Annotated in this window: 26 protein-coding genes; 14 read left to right on the forward strand and 12 right to left on the reverse strand. The window is 53.6% G+C overall.

Annotated features, from left to right (window positions below):
* Positions 1 to 40: 40 nt before the first annotated feature.
* Both BM299_RS04330 and BM299_RS04335 read right to left on the reverse strand, forming a co-directional pair.
* A complete protein-coding gene (locus BM299_RS04330; RefSeq protein WP_092482241.1) occupies positions 41 to 1,435 on the reverse strand; it encodes an FMN-binding glutamate synthase family protein in 1,395 nt (464 codons plus the stop codon).
* Between the two features lie 186 nt (positions 1,436 to 1,621).
* Positions 1,622 to 2,062, reverse strand: a complete 441-nt coding sequence (locus BM299_RS04335) for a universal stress protein (protein WP_165608173.1) — start codon at positions 2,060 to 2,062, stop codon at positions 1,622 to 1,624.
* Between the two features lie 325 nt (positions 2,063 to 2,387).
* On the opposite strand from BM299_RS04335, the gene BM299_RS04340 reads away from it, so the two are divergent.
* From BM299_RS04340 to BM299_RS04355, 4 genes are all read left to right on the forward strand, one after another.
* Positions 2,388 to 3,086, forward strand: a complete 699-nt coding sequence (locus BM299_RS04340; protein WP_245779642.1) for a tRNA (adenine(22)-N(1))-methyltransferase — start codon at positions 2,388 to 2,390, stop codon at positions 3,084 to 3,086.
* On the forward strand, positions 3,077 to 4,195 hold the full coding sequence (locus BM299_RS04345; RefSeq protein WP_092482243.1) for a Nif3-like dinuclear metal center hexameric protein: 1,119 nt from the start codon (positions 3,077 to 3,079) through the stop codon (positions 4,193 to 4,195). Before BM299_RS04340 ends, BM299_RS04345 begins: the two co-directional genes overlap by 10 nt.
* Before the next feature lie 133 nt (positions 4,196 to 4,328).
* Positions 4,329 to 5,219, forward strand: a complete 891-nt coding sequence (locus BM299_RS04350; RefSeq protein ID WP_092482244.1) for an MBL fold metallo-hydrolase — start codon at positions 4,329 to 4,331, stop codon at positions 5,217 to 5,219.
* A gap of 45 nt (positions 5,220 to 5,264) precedes the next feature.
* Positions 5,265 to 5,876 (forward strand): class I SAM-dependent methyltransferase, encoded by a 612-nt coding sequence (locus BM299_RS04355; RefSeq protein ID WP_092482245.1) that lies wholly within the window; start codon positions 5,265 to 5,267, stop codon positions 5,874 to 5,876.
* On the opposite strand, the gene BM299_RS04360 is transcribed toward BM299_RS04355, so the two are convergent.
* The 4 genes from BM299_RS04360 to BM299_RS20390 are packed head-to-tail and all read right to left on the reverse strand — an operon-like array spanning position 5,842 to position 8,521.
* Positions 5,842 to 6,399 (reverse strand): 2-oxoacid:acceptor oxidoreductase family protein, encoded by a 558-nt coding sequence (locus BM299_RS04360; protein ID WP_092482246.1) that lies wholly within the window; start codon positions 6,397 to 6,399, stop codon positions 5,842 to 5,844. The genes BM299_RS04355 and BM299_RS04360 overlap by 35 nt on opposite strands.
* Positions 6,396 to 7,208 carry a thiamine pyrophosphate-dependent enzyme gene (locus BM299_RS04365; protein WP_092482247.1) on the reverse strand — a complete coding sequence of 271 codons (813 nt, stop codon included), beginning with the start codon at positions 7,206 to 7,208 and terminating at the stop codon, positions 6,396 to 6,398. The genes BM299_RS04360 and BM299_RS04365 overlap by 4 nt, the downstream gene beginning before the upstream one ends.
* The gene (locus tag BM299_RS04370; protein ID WP_092482248.1) at positions 7,201 to 8,319 is read right to left on the reverse strand and encodes a 2-oxoacid:acceptor oxidoreductase subunit alpha; all 1,119 of its coding nucleotides are present in this window, start codon (positions 8,317 to 8,319) and stop codon (positions 7,201 to 7,203) included. Before BM299_RS04370 ends, BM299_RS04365 begins: the two co-directional genes overlap by 8 nt.
* Positions 8,291 to 8,521, reverse strand: coding sequence for a 4Fe-4S dicluster domain-containing protein (locus BM299_RS20390; protein ID WP_092482249.1), 231 nt, complete (start codon positions 8,519 to 8,521; stop codon positions 8,291 to 8,293). The genes BM299_RS04370 and BM299_RS20390 overlap by 29 nt, the downstream gene beginning before the upstream one ends.
* A 242-nt stretch (positions 8,522 to 8,763) precedes the next feature.
* On the opposite strand from BM299_RS20390, the gene BM299_RS04380 reads away from it, so the two are divergent.
* Positions 8,764 to 9,399, forward strand: coding sequence for an NUDIX hydrolase (locus BM299_RS04380; RefSeq protein WP_092482250.1), 636 nt, complete (start codon positions 8,764 to 8,766; stop codon positions 9,397 to 9,399).
* 66 nt (positions 9,400 to 9,465) lie between these two features.
* On the opposite strand, the gene BM299_RS04385 is transcribed toward BM299_RS04380, so the two are convergent.
* The 3 genes from BM299_RS04385 to BM299_RS04395 all read right to left on the reverse strand — a co-directional run bounded on the left by BM299_RS04385 (position 9,466) and on the right by BM299_RS04395 (position 11,874).
* Entirely contained in the window at positions 9,466 to 10,149 is a 684-nt protein-coding gene (locus tag BM299_RS04385) for a Crp/Fnr family transcriptional regulator (RefSeq protein ID WP_092482251.1), read from the reverse strand.
* 153 nt (positions 10,150 to 10,302) lie between these two features.
* Positions 10,303 to 10,578, reverse strand: coding sequence for a transcriptional regulator (locus BM299_RS04390; RefSeq protein WP_092482252.1), 276 nt, complete (start codon positions 10,576 to 10,578; stop codon positions 10,303 to 10,305).
* Positions 10,579 to 10,716: 138 nt separating this feature from the next.
* Complete coding sequence (locus BM299_RS04395; protein ID WP_092482253.1) at positions 10,717 to 11,874, reverse strand: (Fe-S)-binding protein; 1,158 nt, start codon at positions 11,872 to 11,874, stop codon at positions 10,717 to 10,719.
* Positions 11,875 to 12,080: 206 nt separating this feature from the next.
* Here BM299_RS04395 and BM299_RS04400 point away from each other — a divergent pair, with 206 nt between their 5' ends.
* Positions 12,081 to 13,142: a hypothetical protein gene (locus BM299_RS04400; RefSeq protein ID WP_092482254.1), complete on the forward strand. Its 1,062-nt coding sequence runs from the start codon at positions 12,081 to 12,083 to the stop codon at positions 13,140 to 13,142.
* Here BM299_RS04400 and BM299_RS04405 read toward each other — a convergent pair.
* The 3 genes from BM299_RS04405 to BM299_RS04415 all read right to left on the reverse strand — a co-directional run bounded on the left by BM299_RS04405 (position 13,114) and on the right by BM299_RS04415 (position 14,722).
* Positions 13,114 to 13,812: an HAD family hydrolase gene (locus BM299_RS04405; protein ID WP_092482255.1), complete on the reverse strand. Its 699-nt coding sequence runs from the start codon at positions 13,810 to 13,812 to the stop codon at positions 13,114 to 13,116. The two genes, BM299_RS04400 and BM299_RS04405, sit on opposite strands and share 29 nt — an antisense overlap.
* A 227-nt stretch (positions 13,813 to 14,039) precedes the next feature.
* A complete protein-coding gene (locus tag BM299_RS04410) occupies positions 14,040 to 14,402 on the reverse strand; it encodes a Lin0512 family protein (RefSeq protein WP_092482256.1) in 363 nt (120 codons plus the stop codon).
* 20 nt (positions 14,403 to 14,422) lie between these two features.
* Positions 14,423 to 14,722, reverse strand: a complete 300-nt coding sequence (locus BM299_RS04415; RefSeq protein ID WP_092482257.1) for a DUF6506 family protein — start codon at positions 14,720 to 14,722, stop codon at positions 14,423 to 14,425.
* Between the two features lie 190 nt (positions 14,723 to 14,912).
* Between BM299_RS04415 and BM299_RS04420 the strand changes: the two genes are divergently transcribed.
* From BM299_RS04420 to BM299_RS04455, 8 genes are all read left to right on the forward strand, one after another.
* A complete protein-coding gene (locus BM299_RS04420) occupies positions 14,913 to 16,958 on the forward strand; it encodes a sigma-54-dependent Fis family transcriptional regulator (RefSeq protein ID WP_245779643.1) in 2,046 nt (681 codons plus the stop codon).
* A gap of 486 nt (positions 16,959 to 17,444) precedes the next feature.
* Complete coding sequence (pdhA, locus tag BM299_RS04425; protein ID WP_092482259.1) at positions 17,445 to 18,407, forward strand: pyruvate dehydrogenase (acetyl-transferring) E1 component subunit alpha; 963 nt, start codon at positions 17,445 to 17,447, stop codon at positions 18,405 to 18,407.
* A gap of 58 nt (positions 18,408 to 18,465) precedes the next feature.
* A complete protein-coding gene (locus BM299_RS04430; protein WP_092482260.1) occupies positions 18,466 to 19,437 on the forward strand; it encodes an alpha-ketoacid dehydrogenase subunit beta in 972 nt (323 codons plus the stop codon).
* 50 nt (positions 19,438 to 19,487) lie between these two features.
* A complete protein-coding gene (locus BM299_RS04435) occupies positions 19,488 to 20,504 on the forward strand; it encodes an ATP-NAD kinase family protein (RefSeq protein ID WP_207545125.1) in 1,017 nt (338 codons plus the stop codon).
* A gap of 113 nt (positions 20,505 to 20,617) precedes the next feature.
* Positions 20,618 to 22,210 (forward strand): 2-oxo acid dehydrogenase subunit E2, encoded by a 1,593-nt coding sequence (locus tag BM299_RS04440; RefSeq protein ID WP_092482262.1) that lies wholly within the window; start codon positions 20,618 to 20,620, stop codon positions 22,208 to 22,210.
* A 16-nt stretch (positions 22,211 to 22,226) separates the two neighbouring features.
* Complete coding sequence (gene lipA, locus BM299_RS04445; protein WP_092482263.1) at positions 22,227 to 23,804, forward strand: lipoyl synthase; 1,578 nt, start codon at positions 22,227 to 22,229, stop codon at positions 23,802 to 23,804.
* A 90-nt stretch (positions 23,805 to 23,894) separates the two neighbouring features.
* Positions 23,895 to 24,590 (forward strand): class I SAM-dependent methyltransferase, encoded by a 696-nt coding sequence (locus tag BM299_RS04450; RefSeq protein WP_092482317.1) that lies wholly within the window; start codon positions 23,895 to 23,897, stop codon positions 24,588 to 24,590.
* Between the two features lie 137 nt (positions 24,591 to 24,727).
* Positions 24,728 to 25,381, forward strand: a complete 654-nt coding sequence (locus tag BM299_RS04455) for an AAA family ATPase (protein ID WP_245779644.1) — start codon at positions 24,728 to 24,730, stop codon at positions 25,379 to 25,381.
* Positions 25,382 to 25,468 lie beyond the last annotated feature (87 nt).

Here is a 25,468-nt window from a genome sequence, read left to right on the forward strand (position 1 = left end):
GTTTTGTGTGAATATGTAAACCTTTATATTTTAAGTTAACCTAAAAGTCAGTACCCCCCTGCGGGATGTCCGCTATCTCTGCGGTTTGCCTGTCCAGGGCAAACAGGTCGTTTTTGTTTACTTCCCTGATAGATTTTTTGCCCAGGGCCCGGACGGCCAGCTTCATTTCGTCCACGGATGATAAAAGATAACTGGCCAGGTTGCGACCGCCCTTTTCGATGTCCAGTTTATCCTTGTCCTTTCCCTGTTCCAGCACTACTTGCACAGGTGGTTCATAGGGCAGGGAGTGGAAGACCTGGGTGTGGGTCATGGCCCACAGGGCGATGGTGCCGATGGCCACGGCATCCGCGCCCAGGGCCAGGGCTTTCAGGTAATCCCCTGGGGTTTTGAGGCCGCCGCCGATAATCAGGCTGACCTGGTCCCGGGCCTGATGTTGCTCAAGGAAAGCGGTTGCCCGGCAAAGGGCGTACAGTGTGGGAAGTCCGAAGTCGTCCTCCAGTATGGGCGCGGCGCCCGAGGTGCCGCCCTGGGCGCCGTCCACTGTAATAAAGTCCACCCCCGCTTCCAGGGCGTGGGCCATATCTTTTTCCAGGTCGTTGCCGGCCGCTATTTTAATACCCACGGGCACACCGCCGGTTGTCGCCCGCAATTCTTCAACCAGGCCGTTAAGCTGGCGGGGAGAGGTAATTTCCGGCAGCCGGGCGTGGACAATAGCATTTTCTCCTGGTTTTAATCCCAGCAACCGGATCAATTTTTTGCTCATTTTATCTTGTTTGAAAATTTCCCCGGTGCCCGCCAGGGCTCCCTGGCCCAGCTGAATTTCAATCATGTCCGCCTGCTTCAGGGTTTCAGGGTCTTTGGACCAGTGGCCCCGGTTGTACTGCAGGATCAGGTGTCTGGCTGCCGCCCGTTCTTCAGGCAGTAGGGGCCCGTAGCCTGTATTGGTGGCTGTCCCGGCCAGGGTCGCGCCCCGGGCCAGAGCCACTTTGGCCCGGTCGCTCAGGGCGAAACCGTAAGCCATGCCGGAAATAATAAGGGGTATGTCCAGGCGCAGGGGGCGCTCGGCGTTTTTGCCCAGCACCACGGCAGTGTCAATTTCTGTGCCTTCAGGAGTGGGGAGCGTTTCCAACTGGGCGACGTTGAACATTATATTGCTGAAATTCGGGAATTTTTTGGGGCCGCCGAAAGGGCGTAAAATTTTTCTGCCCAGTTCGGCCCGCAGGTTGGTTTCCACTATCACCTGGGGCGTGGTGCGGGAACCGGCAGAGATAACCTCCCACATGTTTTCTTCATAAGGTTCGGTCATGATCCGGGTAGTTGCGTTGTTGACGATACGCTTGAACAGCAAACGTCCCAGCAGCACTGCTCCACCCGCTATTACCCCAGACCCCAATAATGCCGTGGGGAGTTTGCCTTTATTGGTTTTACGAGGCATGTAAAATTCTCCTTTAAATAAAAAAGCTGCTGTATATATTATTTCTTGGGCAGCGGGTTAAATACATGGCACTCATTATAATTGTATCGTGGACATCATGCCGGTCGGTCTGCGCAGTGCCGGATAATTAATGTGCCGGTGCGGGCATATTTAAGAACCCCCTTCTTTTTTATAAGAAGGGGGTTCTTAAATCAAGCATACCGTACCTGAGGGGATTTCCTGTATCTTATTTTTGAACCAAAGCCAGCCTTTGCTTTCCTGCCGGCAGAACCTGGAAGGACTGGCGATGAAAATTTTACCATACTGGTTTTCAATGCTCATTTCTTTGATTTTCTCATCCTGGTCCCGGCTGGTGATTATAATGCGCGGTTCCAGGCCGGTTTCTTGAAATGCGGGGATGATTTCTCCATCGAGCACCTTGTTTCTCAATTTATCCGTTACCATCTTGTATTCCGTATCCGGCATCCAGAAACACAGCCCGGGAATATCGGGATACATCTGGTGGCACGGGGGGGTGACATACAGTACATCGAGTTGGGCATCTTCCACTCTGGCCAGCCATATGGCCTTTTTTACCGCCGGCATGGAATATTCAGCGCCGTTAACTACCAGCAACATCCTGGTCATATGTAATACCTCCTTATTTTTTCCCTGGTAATCTTTCGTTTTTCTTTTTTTTAATATGATACGTCCGGCGGCTTCATTGTTCAACACCATAGCGCTGTCTTAACTTATTTGCGTCGTTTTCGGCCGCGGTAATATGTCGAAAGTTTCACTTGCGCTTTCTTGGCCGGGGAATTGCTGTTCAAGCAGTGTTAACGACCGTTTATTTCATTTGCACTAATAATGGCAAATAAAACGTCGGAATAACCGGTGCTTAACTTAAAGGAAAATTTTTGCCGCAGGGGGAAAATATAATCAGTAAAGCTATTGTTATATTGGAGGGCGGGATATGGCTGTGGAATTGTCGGAACGGCTGGCCGCGGTGGCCCGGCAGGTGCCGGCGGGCGCGGTGGTGGCGGATATCGGCACCGATCACGCTTATTTGCCCGTTTACCTGGTCCGGCGGGGGATTGCGCCCAGGGCGGTAGCCGGCGATGTACACCGTAAACCATACGAGGCGGCGCTGGCCACGGTGCGGGCCTGTGAGCTGGAAGATCGGATCGACGTGCGCCTGGGGGACGGCCTGCAGGTTTTGGCGCCCGGCGAGGCGGACGCGGTGGTGCTGGCGGGAATGGGCGGTAAAACGGTGTGCAGCATTCTGGCTGCCGGACGTTCGGTGCTGGCGAAGGTGCAGCGGCTGATCATCCAGCCCATGCGCGACATTTCCCTGGTGCGCCGGTGGCTTTTGGCAAACGGGTGGCGGCTGGTTGATGAAGATATGGCCCGCGAGGGCGGGCATTACTATTTTATAATGGCGGCGGAACCGGGACAGGAAAAGGTAAAGGACGCGTTCTGGCTGGAACTGGGCCCGCGTTTGTTGGAGAAGCGCCATGAATTGCTGCATGATTACCTCTTAAAACGGTTGGGGGAAATTGACACCGTGCTGGCGGAAATAAAGCGGGCTCAGAACGCAAAAGCTCAAGAAAAGGCTGCTCTGCTTAAGCAGGAATCGGGAAAAATCCGGGAGGTGCTCAGCGAATGGCAGTAAAAGCTAAGGATATAGTGGCAATCATGGAAAAATTGGCCCCGTCGGGACTGGCGGAGGATTGGGACAACAGCGGTTGGCAGGTGGGCGACCCCGGGGCGCCGGTGCAAAAGGTGCTGGTGGCCCTGGACGTGACCCCGGAGGTGGTTGATGAAGCTGAACACAGCGGTGCACAGTTGATCATCAGTCACCACCCCGTGCTGCTTAAAGGAATCAAATCACTGCGCGGCGATGTTCCGCCCGGTAACCTGCTCTTCAGGCTCATTCGTTCCGGTATAGGAGTTTACGCGGCGCATACCAGCCTGGACAGCGCTGAGGGCGGCGTGAACGATGCCCTGGCCCGGGCGCTGGGGCTGGAAGAAGTGGAAGTGTTACATCCTATGCGTTACGGTCAACTGCTCAAACTGGTTGTTTTCGTGCCCGCCGGTCATGCCGACGCGGTGCGTGAGGCCCTGGGCGGGGCGGGGGCGGGCTGGATCGGCAATTACAGCGATTGCACTTTTAACCTGCGGGGTACGGGCACCTTTCGCCCCCGGGAGGGCACCAACCCCTTTATCGGCACCCGTGGCGAACTGGAAAAGGTGGATGAAGTGCGGGTGGAAACCATTGTCAAAAAAGAGGAAATAGGCCGGGTTCTGCAAGCTATGCAACAGGCGCATCCTTATGAAGAGGTGGCCTATGACCTGTATCCCCTGGAAAACAAGGGTGTTCCCCGGGGATTGGGCCGGGTGGGCCGGCTGCCCGGGGAGGTTTCCCTGGCTGAATTCGCCGGGATGGTAAAGGAAAAGCTGCAGGCAGTCGGCCTGCGCTATGGCGGTGATCACCGGGCGGCTGTCAAGCGGGTGGCGGTTTGCGGCGGGTCGGGCGGGGATTTGTGGCCGGTGGCCCGGCAAAAAGGGGCCGATGTGCTGGTCACAGGTGACGTACGCTACCACGCGGCCAGGGACATGCTGGCGGCGGGCATGAATTTTATCGACGCCGGCCACTTCGCCACTGAGCGGGTGGTGCTGCCCGCTGTGCAAGATTACCTGGCGGCAAACCTGCAAAAAGCCGGGCTGGTTGTGGATGTTGTCATGGCCCGGTCGGAAGAAGAACCCTGGGCTTTTGTTTAATCTTGTTTCACCGGATTGGTGTATTTTGATCACATCCTTTAATCTAAATTAAACACGTAATTGTACCGAAAATTTTTTAGCTAATCAATTTATTGCCTGGTAAAACCTTGATTCTAAATTTTGGAGGTTTGTAATGCAGCTAATAGAAAATGTTACAGTTCTGGGAGACCGGCACTTTCGGATTTATGCGGTTGGTAAAGGACCGGCGGTGCTTTTGGAGGGCGGCGTGAGCGCCGTGGTGCCCGCAGTTCTGAAACAGGCTGCCGCAGGTCTTGTCCCACCGGGTGTCAGTCATTTGGTGGTTATGCATGCGCATTACGATCATGTATGTGGAATTCCGGGTTTGCGAGAGATTTTTCCCGGAGCTTTGGTGGCCGGATCGGCGGAGGCGCGCAAAATTCTGCAGCGAGCCAAAATAGTAACGCATTTTTTTAAAGAGGATGCCGCCACCACTGAAGCGCTGCGGCAGGAAACGGGGTTGGAGGAAAAGGCTTTCGATTCTGTTGTAGACCATATTAATGTTGAGCGGGTTATCGAGGACGGTGAAAAATGGACGTTGGGTCCCGGGTCAACATTGCACTTTTACCGCGCTCCGGGACACAGCCCCTGCAGTCTGCTGGCCTATCTCCCCGAAAGTGAAGTGTTGTTCAGTTCTGATTGCGCCGGCTTCCCCGTAAATGACAAGTGTATTTTCCCCATTTTTTTCGAGGGGTACGCAAAGTATTTAACAACAATAGACAGGATGCGGGATTTTCGGGCGGAGATTTTGGCCGGCGCGCATGAACAACTAATCTTTGGGCGAAAATATGTGGCGGAATTTCTTGATCAGGCCCGGTCCGAGACAGAAAGAATGAAGGAATTTGTTAGCAGCGGCCGTAAAAAGGGGTTGGGTGAGCAAGAAATTGCTGATTTGCTGTTTGATATGTATTATTGCGACAACCTCCGTATATACTCCGTAAATAATATCCGTTTTTGCTGTAGTTTGCTGGTACGGAGAGTGCTGGAAACGGAAGAAAACGGATAACAATGGGCTTGGGAGAATGGTAACCAATAGAAGGGACGGTAGTTTGTGCAGGGGTACGATCTGAATAAATTGGCGGCGTCCTTTGATCGGGTGGCTAAATACTTTGATATAGTTTACCCGTTGTTTATCGGTCCTTACCGGCGGGCTGTGGATTACGTGCTGCGACAGCTGCCTGACCACCGGGCGACCCCGCGGGTGCTGGATATCGGCACGGGGACCGGAACCCTGGCCGGGGCTTTTGCGGCAAAGGGGGCTGAAGTGACGGGGGTGGATATTTCCGCGGGAATGCTTGAAAAAGCGCGCCGTAAATACGGCTCCCGCGTAACTTTTATCAAGACCCCCGCCCATGCCCTGGATGGATTTGCCGACAACAGCTTTGAAGTGGTGGCGGCGGCATTTGTTTTACATGAAATGCCGCCCGCTTACAGGGTGAAAATACTGCGAGAAATGAAAAGGCTGGCTGGCTCCGTGGTTATGGCGGTTGATTACATACCCAATTTAAATCCGGTAATTTCATTGGTGGAGCGCGTGGAGAAAAGTTATTACCGGGATTTTTTAAAAAATGTGGGTCAACAACTGGTAGGTGAGTTTTCTGACTATAAGCTGATCAGGCTGACCCATTTCATGGGGCTGTACCTGTGTGATCCCCGGGCGTAACTTGTCCGGCCATTTCCAGGCCCCGGCGGTAACACTGCAGGTTGGGTTCTATGAATTGCGCCGGCAGGTTGTCGGCGATGGCTCTTTCCCCGTCCTTAGGCGCAATGATGTCGAACAATCCGGTGATTATCCCCAGGGCCAGGATGGCGGCACCCCGTTCATTGCCTGTTTCCCGGGCGGCTTTGGTGATTGGAAAACCCCGGGCATTCTTTTCTTGTACCGCACTATCAATGTCCGTATCATATATTAAATAACCGTCTTTATCCAGAGAACGGGCATTCTTGTGGTAGGCTTCCGGAGAAAGCGCCAAAAGCAGGTTGGGCTTTTCAATCAGGGGAAAGGCAATTTCGGCGCTGCTGATAACCACGCCCGAGTCGCTGTAACCGCCGCGGGCCCGGGCGCCGTAACTCTGGCTGTGTGCAGCGTGCAGGCCCCGGTAGAGCGCGGCTTCGGCCAGTATCTTACCCGCCAGGCCCAGCCCCTGCCCGCCCGAGCCGCTGAGCAGTATCTGCCATTCCTTCATTGTACAGCCTCCTTTTGCCGGTAACGGGTGTAAAAGTCCGGGTTATTTTTTCTCACCAGCACCCCGCGCCAGAAATGATTTTGCTGCTCGCTTTCCTCCATGTTTTGAAACTTGTTTAAAGGTATGGCTTTTTCTTTGAACATTTCCAGCATCTGCACCGCATCGCCGATTTTATTATACCGGCCGTAGTAGGTGGGGCAGGGGGTCAGCAGTTCCACCATGGAAAAGCCCCTGGTATTTAATGCTTCAAGAATATATTTGTGCATTTCCCGTACGTGATAGACCGTGCTTCGGGCCACGTAATTGGCTCCGGCTTCCGCTGCCAACCGGCACAGGTCCAGCGCGGCGCCGGTTTTGCCTTGCCGGGAAGTGCTGGTCAAACTGTCTTCCGGGGTGGAAGGAGAATACTGGCCGCCGGTCATGCCATAGTTCAAATTGTTGGCTACTATGGCGGTGATGTTGATGTTCCGGCGGGCGGCATGCAGTAAATGGTTCAGTCCGATGGCGCCGCAATCGCCGTCGCCCATCAGGCAAACGACGGTTAGCTCGGGGTTGGACAGGTGGATGCCGGTGGCAAAGGCCAGGGTGCGCCCGTGGGTGCCCTGGAAGCGGTGAAAATTCACGTAATCGCCGGCCCGGCCGGAACAGCCGATACCCGACGCCAGCACAGCTTTTTCCCGGGGAATGCCCAAAACGGCCAACCCCAGCAGCAAATGTTTCAGGATAACTCCGTTTCCACATCCCGGGCACCACATATGGGGTAATTTTTTATGGGCCAGGTATTGGTCGATCTCTTTCAGGTTATTCAAGCAGAACACCTCCCTCGAGGATTTCCTCCGGCATGATGACCCTGGTATCGGTGCGGTTCAAGCCGTATGCCTCTGTTATTCCCGCGGCTCTGACTTCTCGCAGGAGCTGTCCCTTGTTCATTTCCACCACCAGTACCCGGGCGGCGCTCCGGCAGATATCGGTGATAAACTTTTCCGGGAAAGGCCAGATAGTTCTCAGCCGGATTACCCCCATGGACCGGCCCTGCTGCTTGGCGCGGCGGGCGGCGGACAGGGCCGCGCGGGCGGAAATGCCGTAGGAAATGATTACTGTTTCCGGCCGGTCCGGGCCCGCGTATTCCGGTTCCGGCAGTTCATCGGTGTATTTTTCTATTTTATTAATTAATCGGTTGACCAGGGTGCCGGCTACTTCGGGGTCGGCGGAAGAGTACCCTGCTTCATCGTGTACCAGGCCCGTTACCCGTAAAATATAATCATCACCGTAATTGGGCATGACAGGGACCTGGTTCGCCGCGGGGGCATAAGGGCGGTAGTTTTCCACCGGCCCGGAGGGTCTGGCCCGCTGCACCGTTTTTACCGTGTCGGGTATGCTTACCGTTTCCCGCAGGTGGGCGATGGTGGCATCGGTGAGGACAATCACCGGGGTGCGGAATCGCTCGGCCAGGTTGAACGCTTCCACCGTCAGGTCAAAACATTCCTGAACCGAGGCCGGGGCCAGCGCCACGATACTGTGGTCACTGTGGGTCCCCCACCGGGCGGTCATGATGTCACCCTGACCGGGTTGGGTGGCAATGCCGGTGCTGGGGCCGAACCGCTGCACATTGATAATTACGCAGGGGACTTCAGCCATTACGGCAAAGCCGATATTTTCCTGCATCAGGGAAAATCCCGGCCCGCTGGTGGCGGTAAAGGCTTTCATACCTCCCAGGCTGGCTCCGATGACGGCGGCGATGCTGGCAATTTCATCTTCCATCTGTATATATATGCCATCGTGCCGGGGCAGGAGTTTTGCAGAAAGTTCGGCTATTTCGGTGGCCGGGCTGATGGGGTAGCCGGCAAAAAAACGCGCTCCCGCGGCAATGCCGGCCAGGGTGCAGGCTTCGTTACCCTGCAGAAACTGCATGTTGGTCATTGTCTTTCACCTCCACGGCAAAGTCCGGACACCGGTGAAAACACGTGTAACAGCGGGTGCATTTTTCCGGTGCTTTTGCGCAAGGGTAGCCGTTATTGTCAAAGGCAATTGCCTGGCCGGGACAAAAGTGGCTGCATACACCGCATTTTTTGCATCGGGCGACGTTAAAGCTGACGGGAAAATCATCGCGTTTAAAAACCATCTGTTCCCTCCAATATTGATTTATTTATTTTTACGTGGACCTCGTATATTATAATGATATATTCTTCAGTACACTCCGAAAATAATCTTTATTTCACAAGTTTTATGCGGTGTTTCTTAGAAAATTAATTTATCAATATAGTAGCAGGTTTGTAAATACTTTTAGAGAAATTTCCGTATAAATAAAATGCCAATTATAAAATTTATAAATTGTTACGGGGTATTGATCAGGTGAAAGAGTTAATGCAAAAGCTGCTTCGGCGTAATGCTGAACTGATGGGCAAGGAAAACTTTTTGATCTCGGCGGTGCTGATACCTTTAATCGAGGGAAACGAGGGCACGGAGATATTGTTCGAGGTGCGCTCCATGCACCTGGACAGGCAACCGGGGGAAATATGTTTTCCGGGCGGCAGGGTGGAACCTTGTGAGATGGGCAACCCGGAAACAGCCGCGGTGCGGGAGACTATGGAAGAATTGAGCTTGTGGCCGGGAGACATTGACGTACTGGGACCGCTGGATTTTCTGGTTACTCCCATGGGGGTGGTGGTTTATCCTTATGCGGGGTACATACTGCAGCCCGGGCACATTGAACCCAACCGGGAAGAAGTGCACAGTGTTTTTACGGTGCCCCTGCCTTATTTGCTGGCCAACCCGCCCAAAGCCAGTAACGTGGAGGTAGCCACCCGGTACGGTGAAGATTTTCCCCTCCACAGGGTGCCCGAAATATATCGCGGGGGATGGGTAAAACGTTGGTCCTTTCCCACTTACATTTATGAATATAAAGAGTATTTTATCTGGGGGATGACCGCGATTATTTTGCAAAACTTTTTACGTCTGATATTATCTAATGATATTAGGGATATATTTATTAGGGGATGAGTCCTTAAAGGCGCAGTGTTCGGAATTTTTTCATCCCTCCGCCGGTGTGGGGAAAGGTACTGGACGCTAAATCCACGATTTAAGTTTATATTTGTCCAGGATGGTAACCTGACCTTTATGGACGGCAATGGCTTTTTGTCGCTTGAAGTCATTTAAAATGCGGTTGGCGGTTTCCCGGGAGGTGCCGATCAGCTGGGCCAGGTCCTGGTTGGTGAGGGAAATGTCAATGACAATACCTTCTTTTGTTTTGGTGCCCTGTTCACCGGCCAGGAACAGCAGCATGCTGGCGGCCCGCCGGGTGGTGTCCAGCAGGGCCAGTTCGATCAATTGTTGCTGGGATATGCGCAGCCGGCGGGCCATGATTCTCAGCATACCCAGGGCGATACCGGGTTTTTGGTTAATAATTCTTTCCATGTCCGCATTTCTGATGAGGCCGACGGTGCAGTCTTCCACCACTTCGGCGGTGGCCGGGTAAGTTCCGTCGTCGTCGAACATAATGACCTCGGCAAATATCTCGCCGGGGTTGATAAAGTGCAAAATGTGTTCCCGGCCGTCGCTGGTTTGCTTGGTCACTTTGATGCGGCCAGATTTAACAAAAAATACTGCTTCTCCGGGTTCCCCCTCCATGAAAATAATCCGCCCTTTTTGATAGGCGCGCTCCAGGATAACTTTATCTACTTCCGCCAGCTGCTCGTCCGTCAGGAAGGCGAACAGGGGTATTTTCTTCAGGTACTGTAAATTATCCGACATAACTTGCTCCTTGTTACATGTTTTAAATAAAGGCAGATGACCGGGTATCGGAACACCGGGATAATTAATCTAAATTATACCACAGCACCTGAAAAAGGGGACAGGCTACTTTTCATGGTAATTATTACCATGAAAAGTAGCCTGTCCCCTTTTTTATCCGGCTTTTACCAGGCTGTAAAATTCATCGCCCAGTTTGGTAACGGTGCAAATTTTACTTTTGCCCTCGGTGGATATTTCCACCAGTCCCAGGGCGTAAAGCTGCATGATGATATGGTCCAGGACAGCCCTTTTTACGCGGGCCGTCAGGGAAAGTTCCTCTTTGTTCATGCTGCCCTGTTCCAATAACGCATGCAATACCCTTTCGGCTTCTTCGGGTAGCCTTTCACTGGCTTTACGCAGGTAATCAATAAGACTTGTTGTGGATACCATATAATTCCTTAACCTCCTATTTAATTGATTTTATTTATAGTATGCGCACCTTTTGCTTGATTAATAAGTCAAAAAAGCCCGTTCAAAAAATTTTTTTGAACGGGCTTGGGAACAATTTTATTATTATCCGAAAAAATGTTATTCCAAGCTGTCGCTGATCAGTTCGCTGATATCTTTGACGGCCATGGTTTCATCTTTGTCGATGTTCTTAAGACTGTCTTCCAGCATAACAATGCAGTAGGGGCAGGCGGTAACCACCAGGTCGGCGCCTTTGGCCATGGCTTCCTTGGCTTTTACATCGGAGAAACGCAGCCCGGCTTCGGTTTCCATCCAGATACGGGCGCCGCCGCCGCTGCAGCACATACTGTCGTCCTTGGTTTTATCAAACTCCATGCATTCCACTTCCGGTATGGAGGTAAGCAGCTCCCGAGGCGCTTCAAATACCTTGCTGTGTCTGCCCAGATAGCAGGGTTCGTGGTAGATGACTTTTTTGCCCAACCCTTTGGCCGGCTTGAGTTTGCCTTCCTTCAACAACTCGGCGAACAACTGGGTGTAATGAATGACTTCAAATTCGCCGCCAAATTCGGGGTATTCGTTTTTAAAGGTATAATAGCAGTGGGGCGAGGTGGTGATGATTTTCTTGACGCCCTTGCTGTTAAACAGTTCAATGTTGGCTTCGGCCAGATTGCTGAATTCTTCCTCAGCGCCGATCTTGCGCACGGCCTCGCCGCAGCATTTTTCCTCGGTGCCGATGATGCCGAAGCTGATCCCGGCTTTTTGCAGGGTGGTGGCTATGGCGCGGGCAATCTTCTGGCTGCGGCCGTCAAAGGCGGAGGTGCAGCATACGTAAAGCAGGTACTCCTGGTCGGTGTAAGTGGGGATATCCAGACCCTTGGTCCAGTCAATGCGTTTTTCGCTATCCTGGGACCAGGGGTTGCTGTTGCTGTTGATGCTGCCGAGTACGGCTTTCAAATTTTTAGGAATGCCACCGGTTTCACAAACAACGGAACGCATAGCACGCACGACATCGATAATTTTAACTCCGCGGGGACAGCGTACCACACACTGGCCACAGGTTGTGCAGGCGTAAAGTACATCATCGCTTTCAAAACCTTCCAGTCCCAGCCTGCCCATGTAAATCATTTGGCGGATGCTGAACGGGCTTTCTTTTTCCATCCGTCCCCATGGGCAAGAGCCGCTGCACAGTCCGCACTGTTTGCACAGGGTAATATCTTGGCCACCCATTTCCTGGACAATCTCTCTTACCTCATCAAAATAAGTAATGGCTTCTGACATAATTCTCCTCCTCTTCCCATTGCCAAGCTTGAAATTGAGGCTTATATCCCAGCCTGAATTTTAGAATAACTTCGTCAATTTTTGAACAAAATCCTGCTTTGCAAAAAAATAATATGAATTAATTTCTAAATGTTAATAAAAGCTATATCCCGCCGGGGACATCGGGTTACAATAATGGATAGCTGGAATAGGGAAAGAGTGATAACGTGCAGACAACAGTGTTGCTATATCGCCTGTATGATGTGGCCGATGAAATCAATCTGGAAACCGTGGAAACTATATTATCTGCGCAAAGCACCACGTCAAGGCTGCGATTGTCCCGCATTCCGCCCAAGTCGATTCACATACAAAACCCGCCGGTGGGTGTGGAACTGGGCGGCGGCAAAGTTAGCCTGGGCGGAACAGATTACGATGTTTTTTACTCGGCCCGGGTGTATGATTTGGGCGTGGTGAGTATCATCATGCGGGTCGGGCTGGCGCCCGGGACCGGATACGGGGAAATGAAACGCCTGTCCCTGGCTCTGGAACAGCAGGATGATTATGAAAAACTTTTTCGTACCCAGTTGGAAAAACTGCAGCAGGTCATGTCGCCGGCCCTGGTAAAAAAAGGTTTGGGAGATGTCGAGGAAGACTTTACAGTATTTTTCTTTACCGACTGGCAGGAGGACTGGGACCCGCTGCCCCTGCTGCTGGGGGAGGAAGGCCCGTTCAGCGACTGGGTGAGGCGGGAAACTCTACGCAACTCATTTTCCTATTCACCCGATGATTTGGTCATTATTACCTGGGACTCGGCCCTGGTTTATGACGCCTCGGGCAGCACGGACCTGCCGGACTTGCTGGAATTTGCCAATTCCCAGCTGCTGGAGCTGCGTTACTACGATGGGCTGCTGACCGGGGAAATGGAAAAAATGTATGATGATCTGGCGCTGGTGGAGCGGGGCAGCAGCTTTCAACGCTTGCGGCATTACCGGAGTATCATGGCCCGGTTGATGGAAGTGGTAACCGAAGTGACGGATATCACCGAGCGTATTCATAATTCTATCAAGGTAACCGAAGATATTTATTACGCCCGGATTTATTCCGCCGCCCTGGGTCTGTTCCGGACCGGGGTATGGATGGAAAGCATTCAGCGCAAGATGGCGGTGATCCAGCAAAATTACTCCATGCTCAGCGACGAAATTGTCACTGCCCGGGCCACCTGGCTGGAGGTGGCCATCGTGCTGCTTATTACTCTGGAAATTATTCTGGGTCTGTTGCAGGTGTTTTAAAATGCTTTAGCAGTACGGGTATAAGTTCCTCAAGATCGTGTACGGTAATCAGACGGGGAATGGCGGCCTGCATTACGGCCAGGTCGCCGGGGTGCGGGTTTACAGCCACCCCCAGGCCCGCTTCCCCGAGCATGCCCAGGTCGCCGATACTGTCGCCCACCGCCGCGGTTTCCCGGGGCGTGGCACCCAGTTCGGCCATCAGCTTTCTCAAGAAGGCCTCCTTGGTTTTCTCAGTCCCGTGGGTGGTTACGTGTATAACGCATCCCCCGGTCATTACGCCATCCCGGTGCGCCAGTTCGTTGGCGGTGTGATAGTGAAACCCCAACTGGCCGGCCAGCCGGTCGGCCAGTATTTTTACCCCGGTGGAAAGCAGTACGGGCTTGGCACCCAGGTCCCGGCACAGGTGCATTACTTTTTCCGCCGCGGGGTGAAGGGGAATTTCGTTTAAGATGGTCACAATCTCATCCAAGTTTATGCCGCGCCACATGGCGGCATCCAGTCTGCAAAATTCCTCGTAGCTGATTTTCCCGGCCAGAAACAGCTCCTGGTATATCTCAGCCTGCCCGGTCCAGATACCCATGCGTCGGTGCAAGTATTCCCATGAACTGCGCACGTTGGTTAAGGTACCGTCCATGTCGAAGGCGATTAGTTTCAATTCCGGTTTGGTCATGGTGAGTCTCCTGTTTGAAAATTGGAAGCTTTCACCGGGCTATTATATCACAGAAGTGTTATTGCGCCATAGTGATGTTGCCAGTCAAAAAAGGGACCGCATAACGGTTTTTTGTGCGGTCCCTCAAACTTTAAGAAGTTTAACATGCGATTTATTTTACCGGAACATCATGCTGATAGCCATGTGATCCAACAGGGGATGGAAGTACTTACCATATGCACGCAGGATTAAAGGCTCGGGTTCACTTTAACCTCAACGCAGGCGTTGGCCACGATGATTGAATCGTCGCCGTCACCCAGCTCGGGCAGAAAAAGGCCCGGCGCTCTCATACCGCCGGCCACCGCCTTGATGGACTTGCGGCCAAAGGGGATTTCATCCAGTACCCGGGCGCCGTCCACTTTTTCCGGGTTGGGCACCGCTATTGTAACATCCACCATCATTGCATTTAAATCCTTTATCCCCAATATTTCCGATAAACCGCACAAGCAGCTGTGGGAAACCGCGTCCCGGACAGCCTTCCTGGCGGCGCCGGTGGGGTCCTGACCGTGAAAATCAATACCGGTGCCGAATTCAATAATGTAGCGTTTCATATTCGCCCTCCTTGCCGCCTTCAAAAAATCTGGTCGCCGCTGGCGCCGTTCAATCCCGGATGCACATCAAAACGTACCACCCCCACGGCCACGCCCTGGCCGGCCGCGCGGGCTACCCGGGCCGTTCCCCCGTGACCGAAGCCCCCGCAGAGCTCAATAGCCTTAACACCTTCTTCAACCAAACCGGGCACAATTTTTTCAGCCGCCTGGTAATCCTTAACTCCTACCACTATCAGCTCCACCCCCGGGGTCTTAACCACCGACCTGTGTTGTTCGGGATTCGCTTCCGGGGCCAAAAAAATGAATGCTGCCTTAAGCATTATTCCCACCTCCTTAAAATGTTGCCTTTGTTATAATGCAAAAAATATACCCAAAAACTCACCGGCAAAAGAGCGCAGCCTAATCGACGAAAGTTGATGGTTATCTAATCTTGAATAATGCCTTTAATCGTAATAAACTGTATGAAAGAAAAAGTGGTAAAACCAACCTTTTCAGGGGGGTCTGGATATTGTGTACGGTTCTGCTAAATTGGCTGCCATTAAAAGATTAGAGAAGTCCTGGGAGCGATTTATCGTTTCAGGCGAATTTGATGCACAGGCCGTGGATAGCACCATCGCCGCTTCCTGGCAGAGATGCAAGACGGCAGCGGTTAACCCCGTGGGCGGCACATGTTTCCGGATACATAGCGACGGCCACCTGGAACAACTCTTGGAAGCAAATAAAATGTTGTTGGATATAGCCAGACCCGTAATTGAATCAATTTATTACACCGTCCAGGGATCAGGTTTCATGGTGGTGCTGGTCAATCATGAAGGCATCGTTTTACAAACCATGGGTGATTGCAAAACATTGCTCGACGCCGAGTCGCTGCACTTTTTCCGGGGAGCCGACTGGACCGAAGAATCGGTGGGCACCAACGCCATAGGGACTTGCCTGGCTACCGGCATCCCCATTCAGGTAACTGCGGCCGAACACTTTTGCACCGAGCACCATGATTGGACCTGCTCGGCTGCGCCGATTCGCGGTCCCGGTGGAGATCTACTGGGCTGCCTGGATATGTCGGGTCCTTATGATAAAATGCATCCCCACACCCTGGGCATGATCGTGGCCGCGGCCAAAGCCATCGAAAGCCAGTTGCGCAGGGAAATAACCAACAATGAATTAACCTCCACCCTCAGCCGTTTGGTAACGGCGGTAAACACTGTTTCCGAGGGAATTCTGCATATCAATGCCGACGGCGTGATTACCGATGCCAATATTTCCGCCTGTAAAATGCTTGGACTTGCCCCGGACAAATTAAAGGGGCAGAAGGCCGGTGATACCCTGGGAAACATGCGGGAATTAAAACGTTTGCTGGCTGCCGGCGAGGGAGAGAATGACCGAAGACAACTGCTGGATACCCCTCGCGGCAGGTTTTATTGCTCAACCCGCAGTATAACCGGTGGAAGCAAAAAACAGGGCGAGGCTGTCATGGTGATAAGCCCGGCGTCACTCGGCAAAGAGTCGGTTGACTCGGGGGAGTGCAAACCGAAAAACGCTGCAGGCCGGTCAACGGTCACCTTGAGTGAGAAGCCGGCAGCCAAAAGCGTCACCGGCGGGGACTTTAACCGGGCCCGCTTCACTTTTACGGACATCATCGGGGCAAGCAGCCAAATGCAGGCGGCCAAGGAACTGGCCCGGCGGGCCGCTGCGTGCTCGTCCACCGTGTTGTTGTTGGGGGAAAGCGGCAGCGGCAAGGAAATCTTCGCCCAGGCCATACACAACGCCAGCGACCGCCGCCACGGGCCGTTTATCCCCGTTAATTGCGCCGCCATGCCTGCCGGGTTGATCCAGAGCGAACTGTTCGGCTATAGCGAAGGGGCTTTTACCGGCGCCAGGCGCGGTGGACAACCGGGTAAGTTCGAACTGGCCGGAGGGGGTACCCTCTTTTTGGATGAGATAGGTGATATGCCGCTGGAGATGCAGTCCAACCTGTTGCGGGTGCTGCAGGAAAAAACGGTCACGCGGGTGGGCGGTAAAAAAGTCATTCCGGTGGACGTACGGGTAATTGCCGCCACTAACAAGGACCTGCACCAGGAGATGCAGAACGGGAAATTCCGGGAAGATTTATTTTACCGCATAAATGTTTTGTCCATTAAAATACCGCCCCTGCGCGAGCGGGAGACGGATCTCGAGTATTTGATCGAACACTGCCTCGCCGGTGTAGCGGCCCGGTTGGGTAAGAACGTGCCACGGATCGATCCCGCCGCCATGGAAGTTTTGGCCCGTCACCACTGGCCCGGCAACGTCAGGGAACTGGTCAACGTGCTGGAGCAGGCGGTAATCATTACCGACAATGACTTGATCATGACCTGTCACCTGCCTTGCTACCTCACCGGAAAACGACCGGTGCTCGTAGCTAAAATGCAACAGGTAACCACTCTGGAGCAATTGGAGCAGCAGGCCATCAAAGCGGCGCTGGACCGATTTAATGGTAACATCAGCCGCACTGCCCGGGCGCTGGGTATCGGCCGCAATACCCTGTATGACAAGTTAAAGAAGTATAATATTCGATAACGTGTGCGCCTTATTATGGTTAGCCGCCTTGCCTGGCGGCGTTTTTGTTTGCCCGAAAATCGAACACTGCCCGGAGTTCGAACGGCATTAATTAGCGGTCACAGCACCATCGTCAACCGAATTTTCAACCTGTATCTCAATATCCCGGCAAAATTTTATTTTTTTTAAAAGTTATAATATTCTGGCATTTATATTGCTGTTGCTTCAAGCAACAAAGAAAGGAGGTTTTGTTATGAAAGCTGCCGTGTGGTACGGGAATAAGGACGTCAGGGTTATGGATGTGCCGGAACCGCCAAGCCCGGGTGAGGGGCAGGTTAAAATCAAGGTTTACTGGTGAAATTGAACATGGACCAAAAGAAGCGGGGAGTGAATGAGCTTCCAGGAAGGGCAATAAATGCTGCATAATTGCCTAGCCGCTATTTGGCATTCACGTTGCATAAATGATTTGTCAGTTGAGTTAAAAATTCTTTGCAGGGAGGGTTTGTCATGGCATTTAGTAAAGAGGAAATGCTGGGTATGTATCGCAAAATGCTGTTGATCCGCGAGTTTGAGGAAACCGTGGCCAACCTGTTCTCCCAGGGGCAGATACCTGGGTTTGTGCACCTGTATGTGGGGGAAGAGGCCGTGGCCGTAGGCGTCTGCAGCAATCTGGGTGATAAAGATTATATCGCCAGTACTCACCGGGGGCACGGTCATGGCATTGCCAGGGGAGCGTCCGTGGATAAAATGATGGCCGAGATTTTTGGTAAAATTAACGGCTACTGCCGGGGCAAGGGCGGGTCCATGCATATCGCCGACGTGGAACTGGGCTTTTTGGGTGCCAACGGTATCGTGGGAGCCGGTCTTCCTTTGGCCGCCGGGGCCGCCTTTGCCAACAAGTACCTGAAGAATAACGGTGTGGCCGTATGCTTTTTCGGCGACGGGGCTTCCAACCGGGCCACCTTCCACGAGGCTCTGAACCTGGCCAGCATCTGGAAGCTGCCTGTGGTTTTCGTCTGCGAAAACAATATGTACGGCATTTCCATGAGCCAGGAGCGGCACCAGAACATCACCGACGTGGCCGACCGGGCCGTGGCTTACGGCATTCCGGGCGTGAGCGTGGACGGCAACGATTTAATGGCGGTTTATGAGGCCGCCGGCGAGGCCGTCAAACGGGCCAGGGCGGGGGAGGGACCCACCCTGATTGAGTGCAAGACCTACCGCCACCGCGGGCATTTTGAAGGGGATGCCTGTGTCTATCGCAGTGAAGATGAGCTAAACGAATGGAAAAAGAAATGCCCCATCCAGCGGTTTAGCACGAGGTTGCTGGAGATGAACATGACCACCCGGGAAGAATTGGAAAGCATAGCCGCGGGAGTTAAGGAGCAAATCAAGACCGCGGTTGAATATGCAAATAGAAGCCCGCTCCCGGATGAAACGGAACTGACCACCGACGTTTACTGTGACTAACCACCAGTATTTGTCCGAAGGATAAAACTGTTAAACAAAAATATAAGGGGTGAATTTCATGCAGGAAATGACCTATTCCCAGGCTATCAATGCCGCTCTGCGGGAAGAGATGAAACGGGACAATACCGTCTATCTTCTGGGCGAAGACGTGGGAGTATTCGGCGGCTGTTTCGGTGTTACCACGGGACTGATCCAAGAATTCGGTCCGGAGCGTGTGTTGGATACCCCCATATCCGAAACCGCCATTGTAGGCAGCGCGGTGGGCGCGGCCGCTGCGGGACTGCGGCCCGTGCCGGAAATTATGTTTATGGATTTCATGACGGTCTGTTTGGACGAGTTTTTTAACCAGGCCGCTAAAATGAGGTATATGTTTGGCGGCAAGGCCAAGGTGCCCATTACACTGCGTACGGTGTGCGGCGCCGGGCTGGGCGCGGCGGCCCAGCATTCGCAAAGCCTGGAAGCCTGGTTTACCCACATGCCCGGGGTAAAAGTGGTGATGCCCTCCACCCCCGCTGACGCCAAAGGATTACTGGTGTCCTCAATTCGGGACGACAACCCGGTTATTTTTATTGAACACAAAATGTTATACGGGGTTTCCGGCGAGGTGCCCGAAGGCGAATACGCCATTCCCCTGGGCCAGGCCGATATCAAACGGGAGGGCAAGGATGTCACGGTAGTGGCCACCTCCTTGATGGTGCACCGGGCTTTGGCTGCAGCCGAGACCCTTGCAGCGGAGGGCGTTGAATTGGAAGTGGTGGACCCCCGGACCCTGATGCCCTTTGACAAGGAAACGGTACTAAAATCCGTAGAAAAAACCGGGCGCCTGGTAATCGTGCATGAAGCGGTGAAAACCGGCGGGTTCGGTGGGGAAATAGCCGCCATAGTGGCAGAAGAAGGATTTGATTCCCTGGACGCGCCTATCAAGCGGGTGGCCGCCCCCTTTGCTCCGGTGCCTTTCAGCCCGCCGCTGGAAGCGGCCTACGTGCCCGGTGAAGAAAAGATTATCGAGGCTGTCAAGGAAATTTTATAGCCGGGGCGCGGGACTGTCTTGAAAAAATCATGGCAGAAAGGAAGAGGACATTGTCTGTCGGCATTATAGCCAACCCGGCATCCGGCAAAGACATTCGCAGGCTGGTGGCGCATGCCACGGTATTTGATAATAATGAAAAAGTCAATTTGCTCAGACGCATACTACTGGGCCTGGATTCTCTTGGAGTGGAACGGGTCTGGTTCATGCCCGATTATTTCGGTTTTTACCAGCGGGCGCTGGACGGCCTTGCCGGGCAGGGTGGTCTGAACATGGAAACCCGCCTGCTGGATATGCCAATCAATGCCAACCAGGAAGACTCACGGAGGGCGGCAAAATTAATGGCCGATGCCGGGGTTAAGTGTATTATTACCCTGGGGGGCGACGGCACCAACCGGGTAGTGGCCAAGGGTGCCGGTGTCGTGCCGCTGCTGCCCGTTTCCACCGGCACTAACAATGTGTTTCCCGTCATGGTGGAAGGAACCGTGGCGGGATTGGCCGCGGGACTGGTGGCCACCGGCAAGGTGGCGCCCGAAGAATCTCTCTTACGCACCAAAAAGTTGATTATTTACTTGAATGATCAACCGGTGGACATCGCCCTTATTGACGCGGTGGTGCTGGCGGACCAGTTTACTGGTTCCCGGGCGGTTTGGGACGTGGGGAAAATCAAGCAGATCGTAGCAACCAGGGGTGCCGCCAGCAATATAGGGATAGCTTCGGTGGTGGGCGGCCTCAGGTACATCAGCATTGCCGATCCCAAAGGAATGCAGGTTGCCGTGGACGAGCCCGGGGAAGACGCCCCCTTTTATGTCCGAGCCGCCATTGGTCCCGGGTTAGTGAAGCGAGTACCGGTAACCGGGTACGGCATGCTGGGGCCGGAGCAGCGGGTTGCGGTGCGGGAAACTCCCTGTGTCATAGCGGTGGACGGCGAACGGGAAATCCAGGTCAATGCCGGGGAGCGGGCGGAAATCGAGCTCTCCCTGAAAGGCCCGCTGGTGGTAGATGTCGAACGAACGCTGGCTGCCGCCGCCGCCAGGGGTGTTTTCCGGGAAACCCGACCCCCGGCTTAAAGGAACGGCGCTATTTTGAACTTACGGGTCTATCGGGCCAAATCAAGGAAAAAGCAACCGGTTCTACGGCTGAATGTGCAGTGGACAGAGGTGAATTAACGGAGGTAATAGAAATGGCTAATATTGTGCTGATGCCCAAACTAGGCTTGACTATGAAAAAAGGCAGGATTTACGGTTGGTTGAAAAACGAGGGTGACCGTGTGGAATTGGGCGAGCCCCTGCTGGAAGTGATGACCGAGAAGGTCAACATAAAGGTGGAATCTCCCTTTGCCGGGGTATTGTACAAAATTCTTTGCGCCAAGGGAACTACTTTGCCCATTTCCACACCCATTGCGGTAATGGCGGAAGCCGGAGACGACGAAGCCGCCCTGGAAGCTGCGGTCAGTAAAGCCCGGGCTGCTCTGGAGGAAGCCCTGGCCGGCGCCGGGAAGGAAGAAGGGCGGAAAAAGGAAGTCAAAGCGGTTAAGCCTTTTGTAGTGTTTACCGGCGACCGCAAGGTTTCTCCCCGGGCGGCCAAGCTGGCTCGCAAAGAAGGGGTTGACATCGGATTGATCAGCGGGTCCGGTCCGGGCGGCCGGGTGGTGGAGGAAGATGTCCGCGCCTACCTGGAACAGTTGCAGGGGAATGAAAGTTGCCAAACCATGCCCATCGACGGTATGCGCGCAGTAATTGCGGAGCGGATGTCCGGCAGCAGGAAACAAGCCGCCCACGTAACCGTCATGGAGGAAGTGGACGTCACTGCGCTGCGAGATGTCCGCAGCCAGCTGAACGCCCTGGACGACTCCGGCAAGATAAAGTTTTCCTATACCGACTTGCTGGTGAAATTTGTCGCAGAGGCGCTGACCGAGTACCAGATGGTTAATTCCTGTAGTTCGGAAAGTGAAATTATTTTGCCCTCCAGCGTTAACATCGGGGTGGCCGTGGCGTTGGAAAACGGTCTGGTGGTACCCAACATCAAAAATGCCCAGCGACTGAATCTGGAGCAAATTTCCGCCAAGGTGAAGGACCTGGCGGCCCGCGCCCGAAACAACGAATTGGACCCGGAAGATATAGAAGGCGGGACATTCACTATCAGCAACCTGGGGATGTTCGGAGCGGAAGGATTTACACCCATAATCAATCGCCCGGAAACCGCCATCCTGGGCGTGGGCACCATGCGCGCCAAGCCCGATCTGGCGGGTGGAAAGTTGGTAAAGCGTTACTTTATGACTCTGAGCCTCTCCTTCGACCACCGAATTATCGACGGCTCGCTGGCAGCCGAATTTTTGAGCAGGTTGAAGGAAATGCTGGAAGATCCTCATCCATGGTTCGGACTGCAGTCGCAATACAGCGAAGAATTGCTCATTTCCGCTGGCGGCAATAAGTCCCCACAACAAATCCGCAAAGCTTACCAGAACGGGATTGATAAGTTAATGGAAACCGCGCCCGACGTCGTGATGGGTTTTTCCACCCTTACCGAGGGGATTTTCTTTGACGACGGCGCAGTGTCCAGGTTGGACAAGGAACTGATTGCGGTGGCGCTTTCCGTGTGTATTAAATGTGAATACTGCATAGCCGCGCATGTCTATAAAGCGATGGAACTGGGCGCTACCCCGGAGCAGGTACTCGAAGCAGCCAACGTGGCTGTGTTTTTCGGCGGCGGAGCGGCCCTGGCCTACACTTCCACGTTGGTGCAGGATTGCATCGAGGCTTTCGGTAAAAACTAAGGAAATGAATTGAATTATGGTCCAAACCCTTTGTGATACAGTAATAACAAAATATCAGCGGGCGTTGGTTATAGGCCTGGATACGCTGGCGTATCCTCGCGCCCTGGAATTGCAACGGAGATTGCAGAGGCTGAGAATCGCGGGGGAGATGCCGGACTGTATGTTATGTTTGGAGCATCCGCCCACGCTGACTCTCGGCCGGGCGGGGGGTGACACGGATATCCTGGTATCCGGTGAACGGTTGGCCCGGGAAGGGGTAGAGGTTTACCGGGTAGAACGGGGCGGCGGCGTCACCTACCACGGGCCCGGTCAGTTGGTGGGCTACCCCATTGTGGACTTGAACAACTACCAAAGGGATGTGCACCTGCTGGTACAAAACCTGGAAGAGGTCATTATTCGCGCGCTGGGCGCTTTTGGCATCAAGGGGCGTCGCAAAGAGGGCTACCCCGGGGTGTGGGTGGACGAGGCCAAGATCGCCAGTATTGGCGTGGCAGTGAGCAAGTGGGTCACCATGCATGGCTTCGCCCTAAATGTGGACCCGCAGATGAGCCATTTCAAGTTGATCAATCCCTGCGGTATGCAAGGGGTACGGATGACTTCCATGCGTGAATTGCTGGGGCGGCCCGTCGGGGTGTGGGAAGTGAAAGACCGGGTTATTGAGGAAATGGCCGCGGTTTTTCGCTGGGCCGAGGTGCTTCCCGGAACCCCGGCTCCGGTGTGCAAGCTGCTGGACGAACTGGGCGTGGAGACGCCGTCCAGCAGGCCGGGTTGGCTGGGGGTACAAGTTCCGGCACCCGGGGTGCTGGGAAAAATGGTCGGGCTGTTGGAACGAGGTAGATTAAATACCGTCTGCCGGGAGGCCCGCTGTCCCAACGTTGCGGAATGTTTTGGGATGGGCACCGCCACCTTCATGGTGCTGGGGGACGCCTGTACCAGGAACTGCCGGTTTTGCTCGGTGAACAGCGGCCCTCCCCGAGAGCCCGACCTTGCAGAACCGCAATCCCTGGCCGAAACCGTCAGGGAACTGGGCTTAAGGCATGCGGTGGTTACTTCGGTCACCCGGGATGATCTCCCGGACGGGGGAGCTGGTCATTTTGCCCGGGTCATCAGCGCCGTGCGGCGCCTTTGCCCCGGTGTCACGGTGGAGGTGCTGGTGCCCGATTTCGGGGGATCGGAAGAGTCTTTGGCCACGGTTGTCGCCGCCCGGCCCGACATTCTGGGACACAACCTGGAAACCGTGCCCCGGCTGTACGAAAAGGTGCGCCCCGGGGCGGACTACCGCCGTTCGCTGCAGTTGCTGGCCTCTGCAAAAAGGCTGGCCCCGGGGATGGTCACCAAGAGTGGGATCATGGTGGGGTTGGGGGAAGAACCGGAGGAGATGCTGGGGGTTATGGACGATCTCAAGAAGGCCGGATGCGATTATGTGACCATCGGGCAGTACCTGCAGCCCACCCCGGGACATTTGCCGGTGCAGGGTTTTGTGACTCCGGCAATGTTTGACTGGTACAGGGAACAGTGTTTACTAAAAGGCTTTCGGCAAGCCGATTGCGGCCCGTTGGTGCGCAGCTCTTATCACGCCCGGCCGCTTGCTTGACCCTGCATAAAGATCTTTGTCGGGGCGTGCCGGTTGCTGCGCGGTGCCTGCGAAAACCGGCGTCAGGCCGGGCGGAAAAGGGGTGATAATATGAAGCAATTATTTGATGATAAGGCCGACGGCTACGACAAATGGTACCGGACCCCCGTTGGGCGTTTTGTGGACCGGGTGGAAAAGGCGGCCGTGCTGGCCTACCTCGAACCGCAGCCCGGCATGAGCGTTTTGGACATCGGGTGTGGCACGGGCAATTACTCGCTGGAGCTGGCCCGGCAGGGACTGCAAGTGACTGGGATTGACATTTCGCCGGGCATGTTGGCCCGGGCGCGCGCCAAAGCCGAGGCGGAGGGACTGCCGGTGCAATTTATCCGGGGGAATGCCGGAAGGCTGCCCTTTGGGGATAACAGTTTCAATTATGTTGTTTCCGTATCCGCCTTGGAGTTCCTGCCCGACCTGGGCGCGGCCTTGCTGGAGGCCTACCGGGTCCTGAAGCCGGGCGGCAGGCTGGTGGTGGGGCTGATCGGCAGGGACAGCGCCTGGGGGCGATTTTATGAAACAAAATCTCGCCGGGAGCCCGGCAGCGTCTTTAACCGGGCCCGGCTTTACACCTTGGATGAATTGCATGACGCCATGCCTGGACGGACGGTCCGGGCCCGGGCGGTTTTGTTTACCCCGCCGGAATTTGATTACCAAAATGAACAGGCGGCTTGGGACCTGGAAAACTCAGCAATTGAAAACGGCCGTACTGATGGCGGATTTGTCTGTGCGGTATCAATAAAATTAAGGTAAAAAAAGATATAACTTGAGTTAATTAAAAAAAGTATTGCCTGAATTTCAGGCGATTTTTTTTTGGTAAAAGCGCTACATAAGTTTATCCTTTATATTAAATTAAAATTTTAAATATAAAAGAGGGAATTGGTTTAAAGTTGCAGAAAATAATTAGAGTAGAGGTGATAATGATGCCCCAAAGCAAGAAAACGAAGAAAATTGCCATCTTGGGAGGACCCGGCACCGGCAAAACCACATTATGCAAACAGTTGGATGTCGATTATAGCCTGGCCGGTTATATCAGCGATGTTTGCCTGGAATTTGCCCGTTCCTATATTGCCCGCTACGGTATTCCCACAAATATTTTTGAGCAATTTTTGTTGTATGAGGGCCAGAAACAGCGGGAATATGAATTAAGATATTGTGACATTATTTTTTGCGACAATGCCACCATATTAAACTATGTTTATGGTTTAATGTGCTGCAACTTTAAAAACCCCAAGGAAATGTACTCCTTGATGAAGCTTTTCGAGTGGGCCATGAAGGATTTGCCGGGATACGAGGTTTTTTACATTCCCCGGGAATTTGCCGTTGAAAAGGATGGCATCCGCTATCAGGATGATGATTTTGCCGTGGTGGTGGACCAGAAAATTAAAAACTTCCTGGATATCATGAATGTTCCTTATCATATCATTACCGGGGACCTGCGCACCCGGGTGGAAAAGGTCAAGGAAATTATCGGCTTTGAGCAGTTAAGGTCGCGTAAACTCATCAACAATAAACCGGAAGAAAAACATCAGGGAACGCAATAAAGGTTCTTGGCAAGTTAACTGTATAAAGTAAAAATTCTATGGTTAAAGTATTTTTTTGCCGGGTGGTGAATTCATTCTCATCCAACT

The organism is Desulfoscipio geothermicus DSM 3669, assembly GCF_900115975.1.
Lineage (GTDB): Bacteria > Bacillota > Desulfotomaculia > Desulfotomaculales > Desulfallaceae > Desulfoscipio > Desulfoscipio geothermicus.

Coding starts and splice junctions, on each gene's coding strand:
- BM299_RS04440 (WP_092482262.1), top strand. CDS start 20,618: ATGGCTAATATTGTGCTGATGCCCAAACTAGGCTTGACTATGAAAAAA.
- BM299_RS04390 (WP_092482252.1), bottom strand. CDS start 10,578: ATGGTATCCACAACAAGTCTTATTGATTACCTGCGTAAAGCCAGTGAA.
- BM299_RS04450 (WP_092482317.1), top strand. CDS start 23,895: ATGAAGCAATTATTTGATGATAAGGCCGACGGCTACGACAAATGGTAC.
- BM299_RS04380 (WP_092482250.1), top strand. CDS start 8,764: ATGCAAAAGCTGCTTCGGCGTAATGCTGAACTGATGGGCAAGGAAAAC.
- lipA (WP_092482263.1), top strand. CDS start 22,227: ATGGTCCAAACCCTTTGTGATACAGTAATAACAAAATATCAGCGGGCG.
- BM299_RS04350 (WP_092482244.1), top strand. CDS start 4,329: ATGCAGCTAATAGAAAATGTTACAGTTCTGGGAGACCGGCACTTTCGG.
- BM299_RS04345 (WP_092482243.1), top strand. CDS start 3,077: ATGGCAGTAAAAGCTAAGGATATAGTGGCAATCATGGAAAAATTGGCC.
- BM299_RS20390 (WP_092482249.1), bottom strand. CDS start 8,521: ATGGTTTTTAAACGCGATGATTTTCCCGTCAGCTTTAACGTCGCCCGA.
- BM299_RS04405 (WP_092482255.1), bottom strand. CDS start 13,812: ATGACCAAACCGGAATTGAAACTAATCGCCTTCGACATGGACGGTACC.
- BM299_RS04415 (WP_092482257.1), bottom strand. CDS start 14,722: ATGCTTAAGGCAGCATTCATTTTTTTGGCCCCGGAAGCGAATCCCGAA.
- BM299_RS04340 (WP_245779642.1), top strand. CDS start 2,388: ATGGCTGTGGAATTGTCGGAACGGCTGGCCGCGGTGGCCCGGCAGGTG.
- BM299_RS04395 (WP_092482253.1), bottom strand. CDS start 11,874: ATGTCAGAAGCCATTACTTATTTTGATGAGGTAAGAGAGATTGTCCAG.
- pdhA (WP_092482259.1), top strand. CDS start 17,445: ATGGCATTTAGTAAAGAGGAAATGCTGGGTATGTATCGCAAAATGCTG.
- BM299_RS04410 (WP_092482256.1), bottom strand. CDS start 14,402: ATGAAACGCTACATTATTGAATTCGGCACCGGTATTGATTTTCACGGT.
- BM299_RS04370 (WP_092482248.1), bottom strand. CDS start 8,319: ATGACCAACATGCAGTTTCTGCAGGGTAACGAAGCCTGCACCCTGGCC.
- BM299_RS04335 (WP_165608173.1), bottom strand. CDS start 2,062: ATGACCAGGATGTTGCTGGTAGTTAACGGCGCTGAATATTCCATGCCG.
- BM299_RS04360 (WP_092482246.1), bottom strand. CDS start 6,399: ATGAAGGAATGGCAGATACTGCTCAGCGGCTCGGGCGGGCAGGGGCTG.
- BM299_RS04330 (WP_092482241.1), bottom strand. CDS start 1,435: ATGCCTCGTAAAACCAATAAAGGCAAACTCCCCACGGCATTATTGGGG.
- BM299_RS04385 (WP_092482251.1), bottom strand. CDS start 10,149: ATGTCGGATAATTTACAGTACCTGAAGAAAATACCCCTGTTCGCCTTC.
- BM299_RS04430 (WP_092482260.1), top strand. CDS start 18,466: ATGCAGGAAATGACCTATTCCCAGGCTATCAATGCCGCTCTGCGGGAA.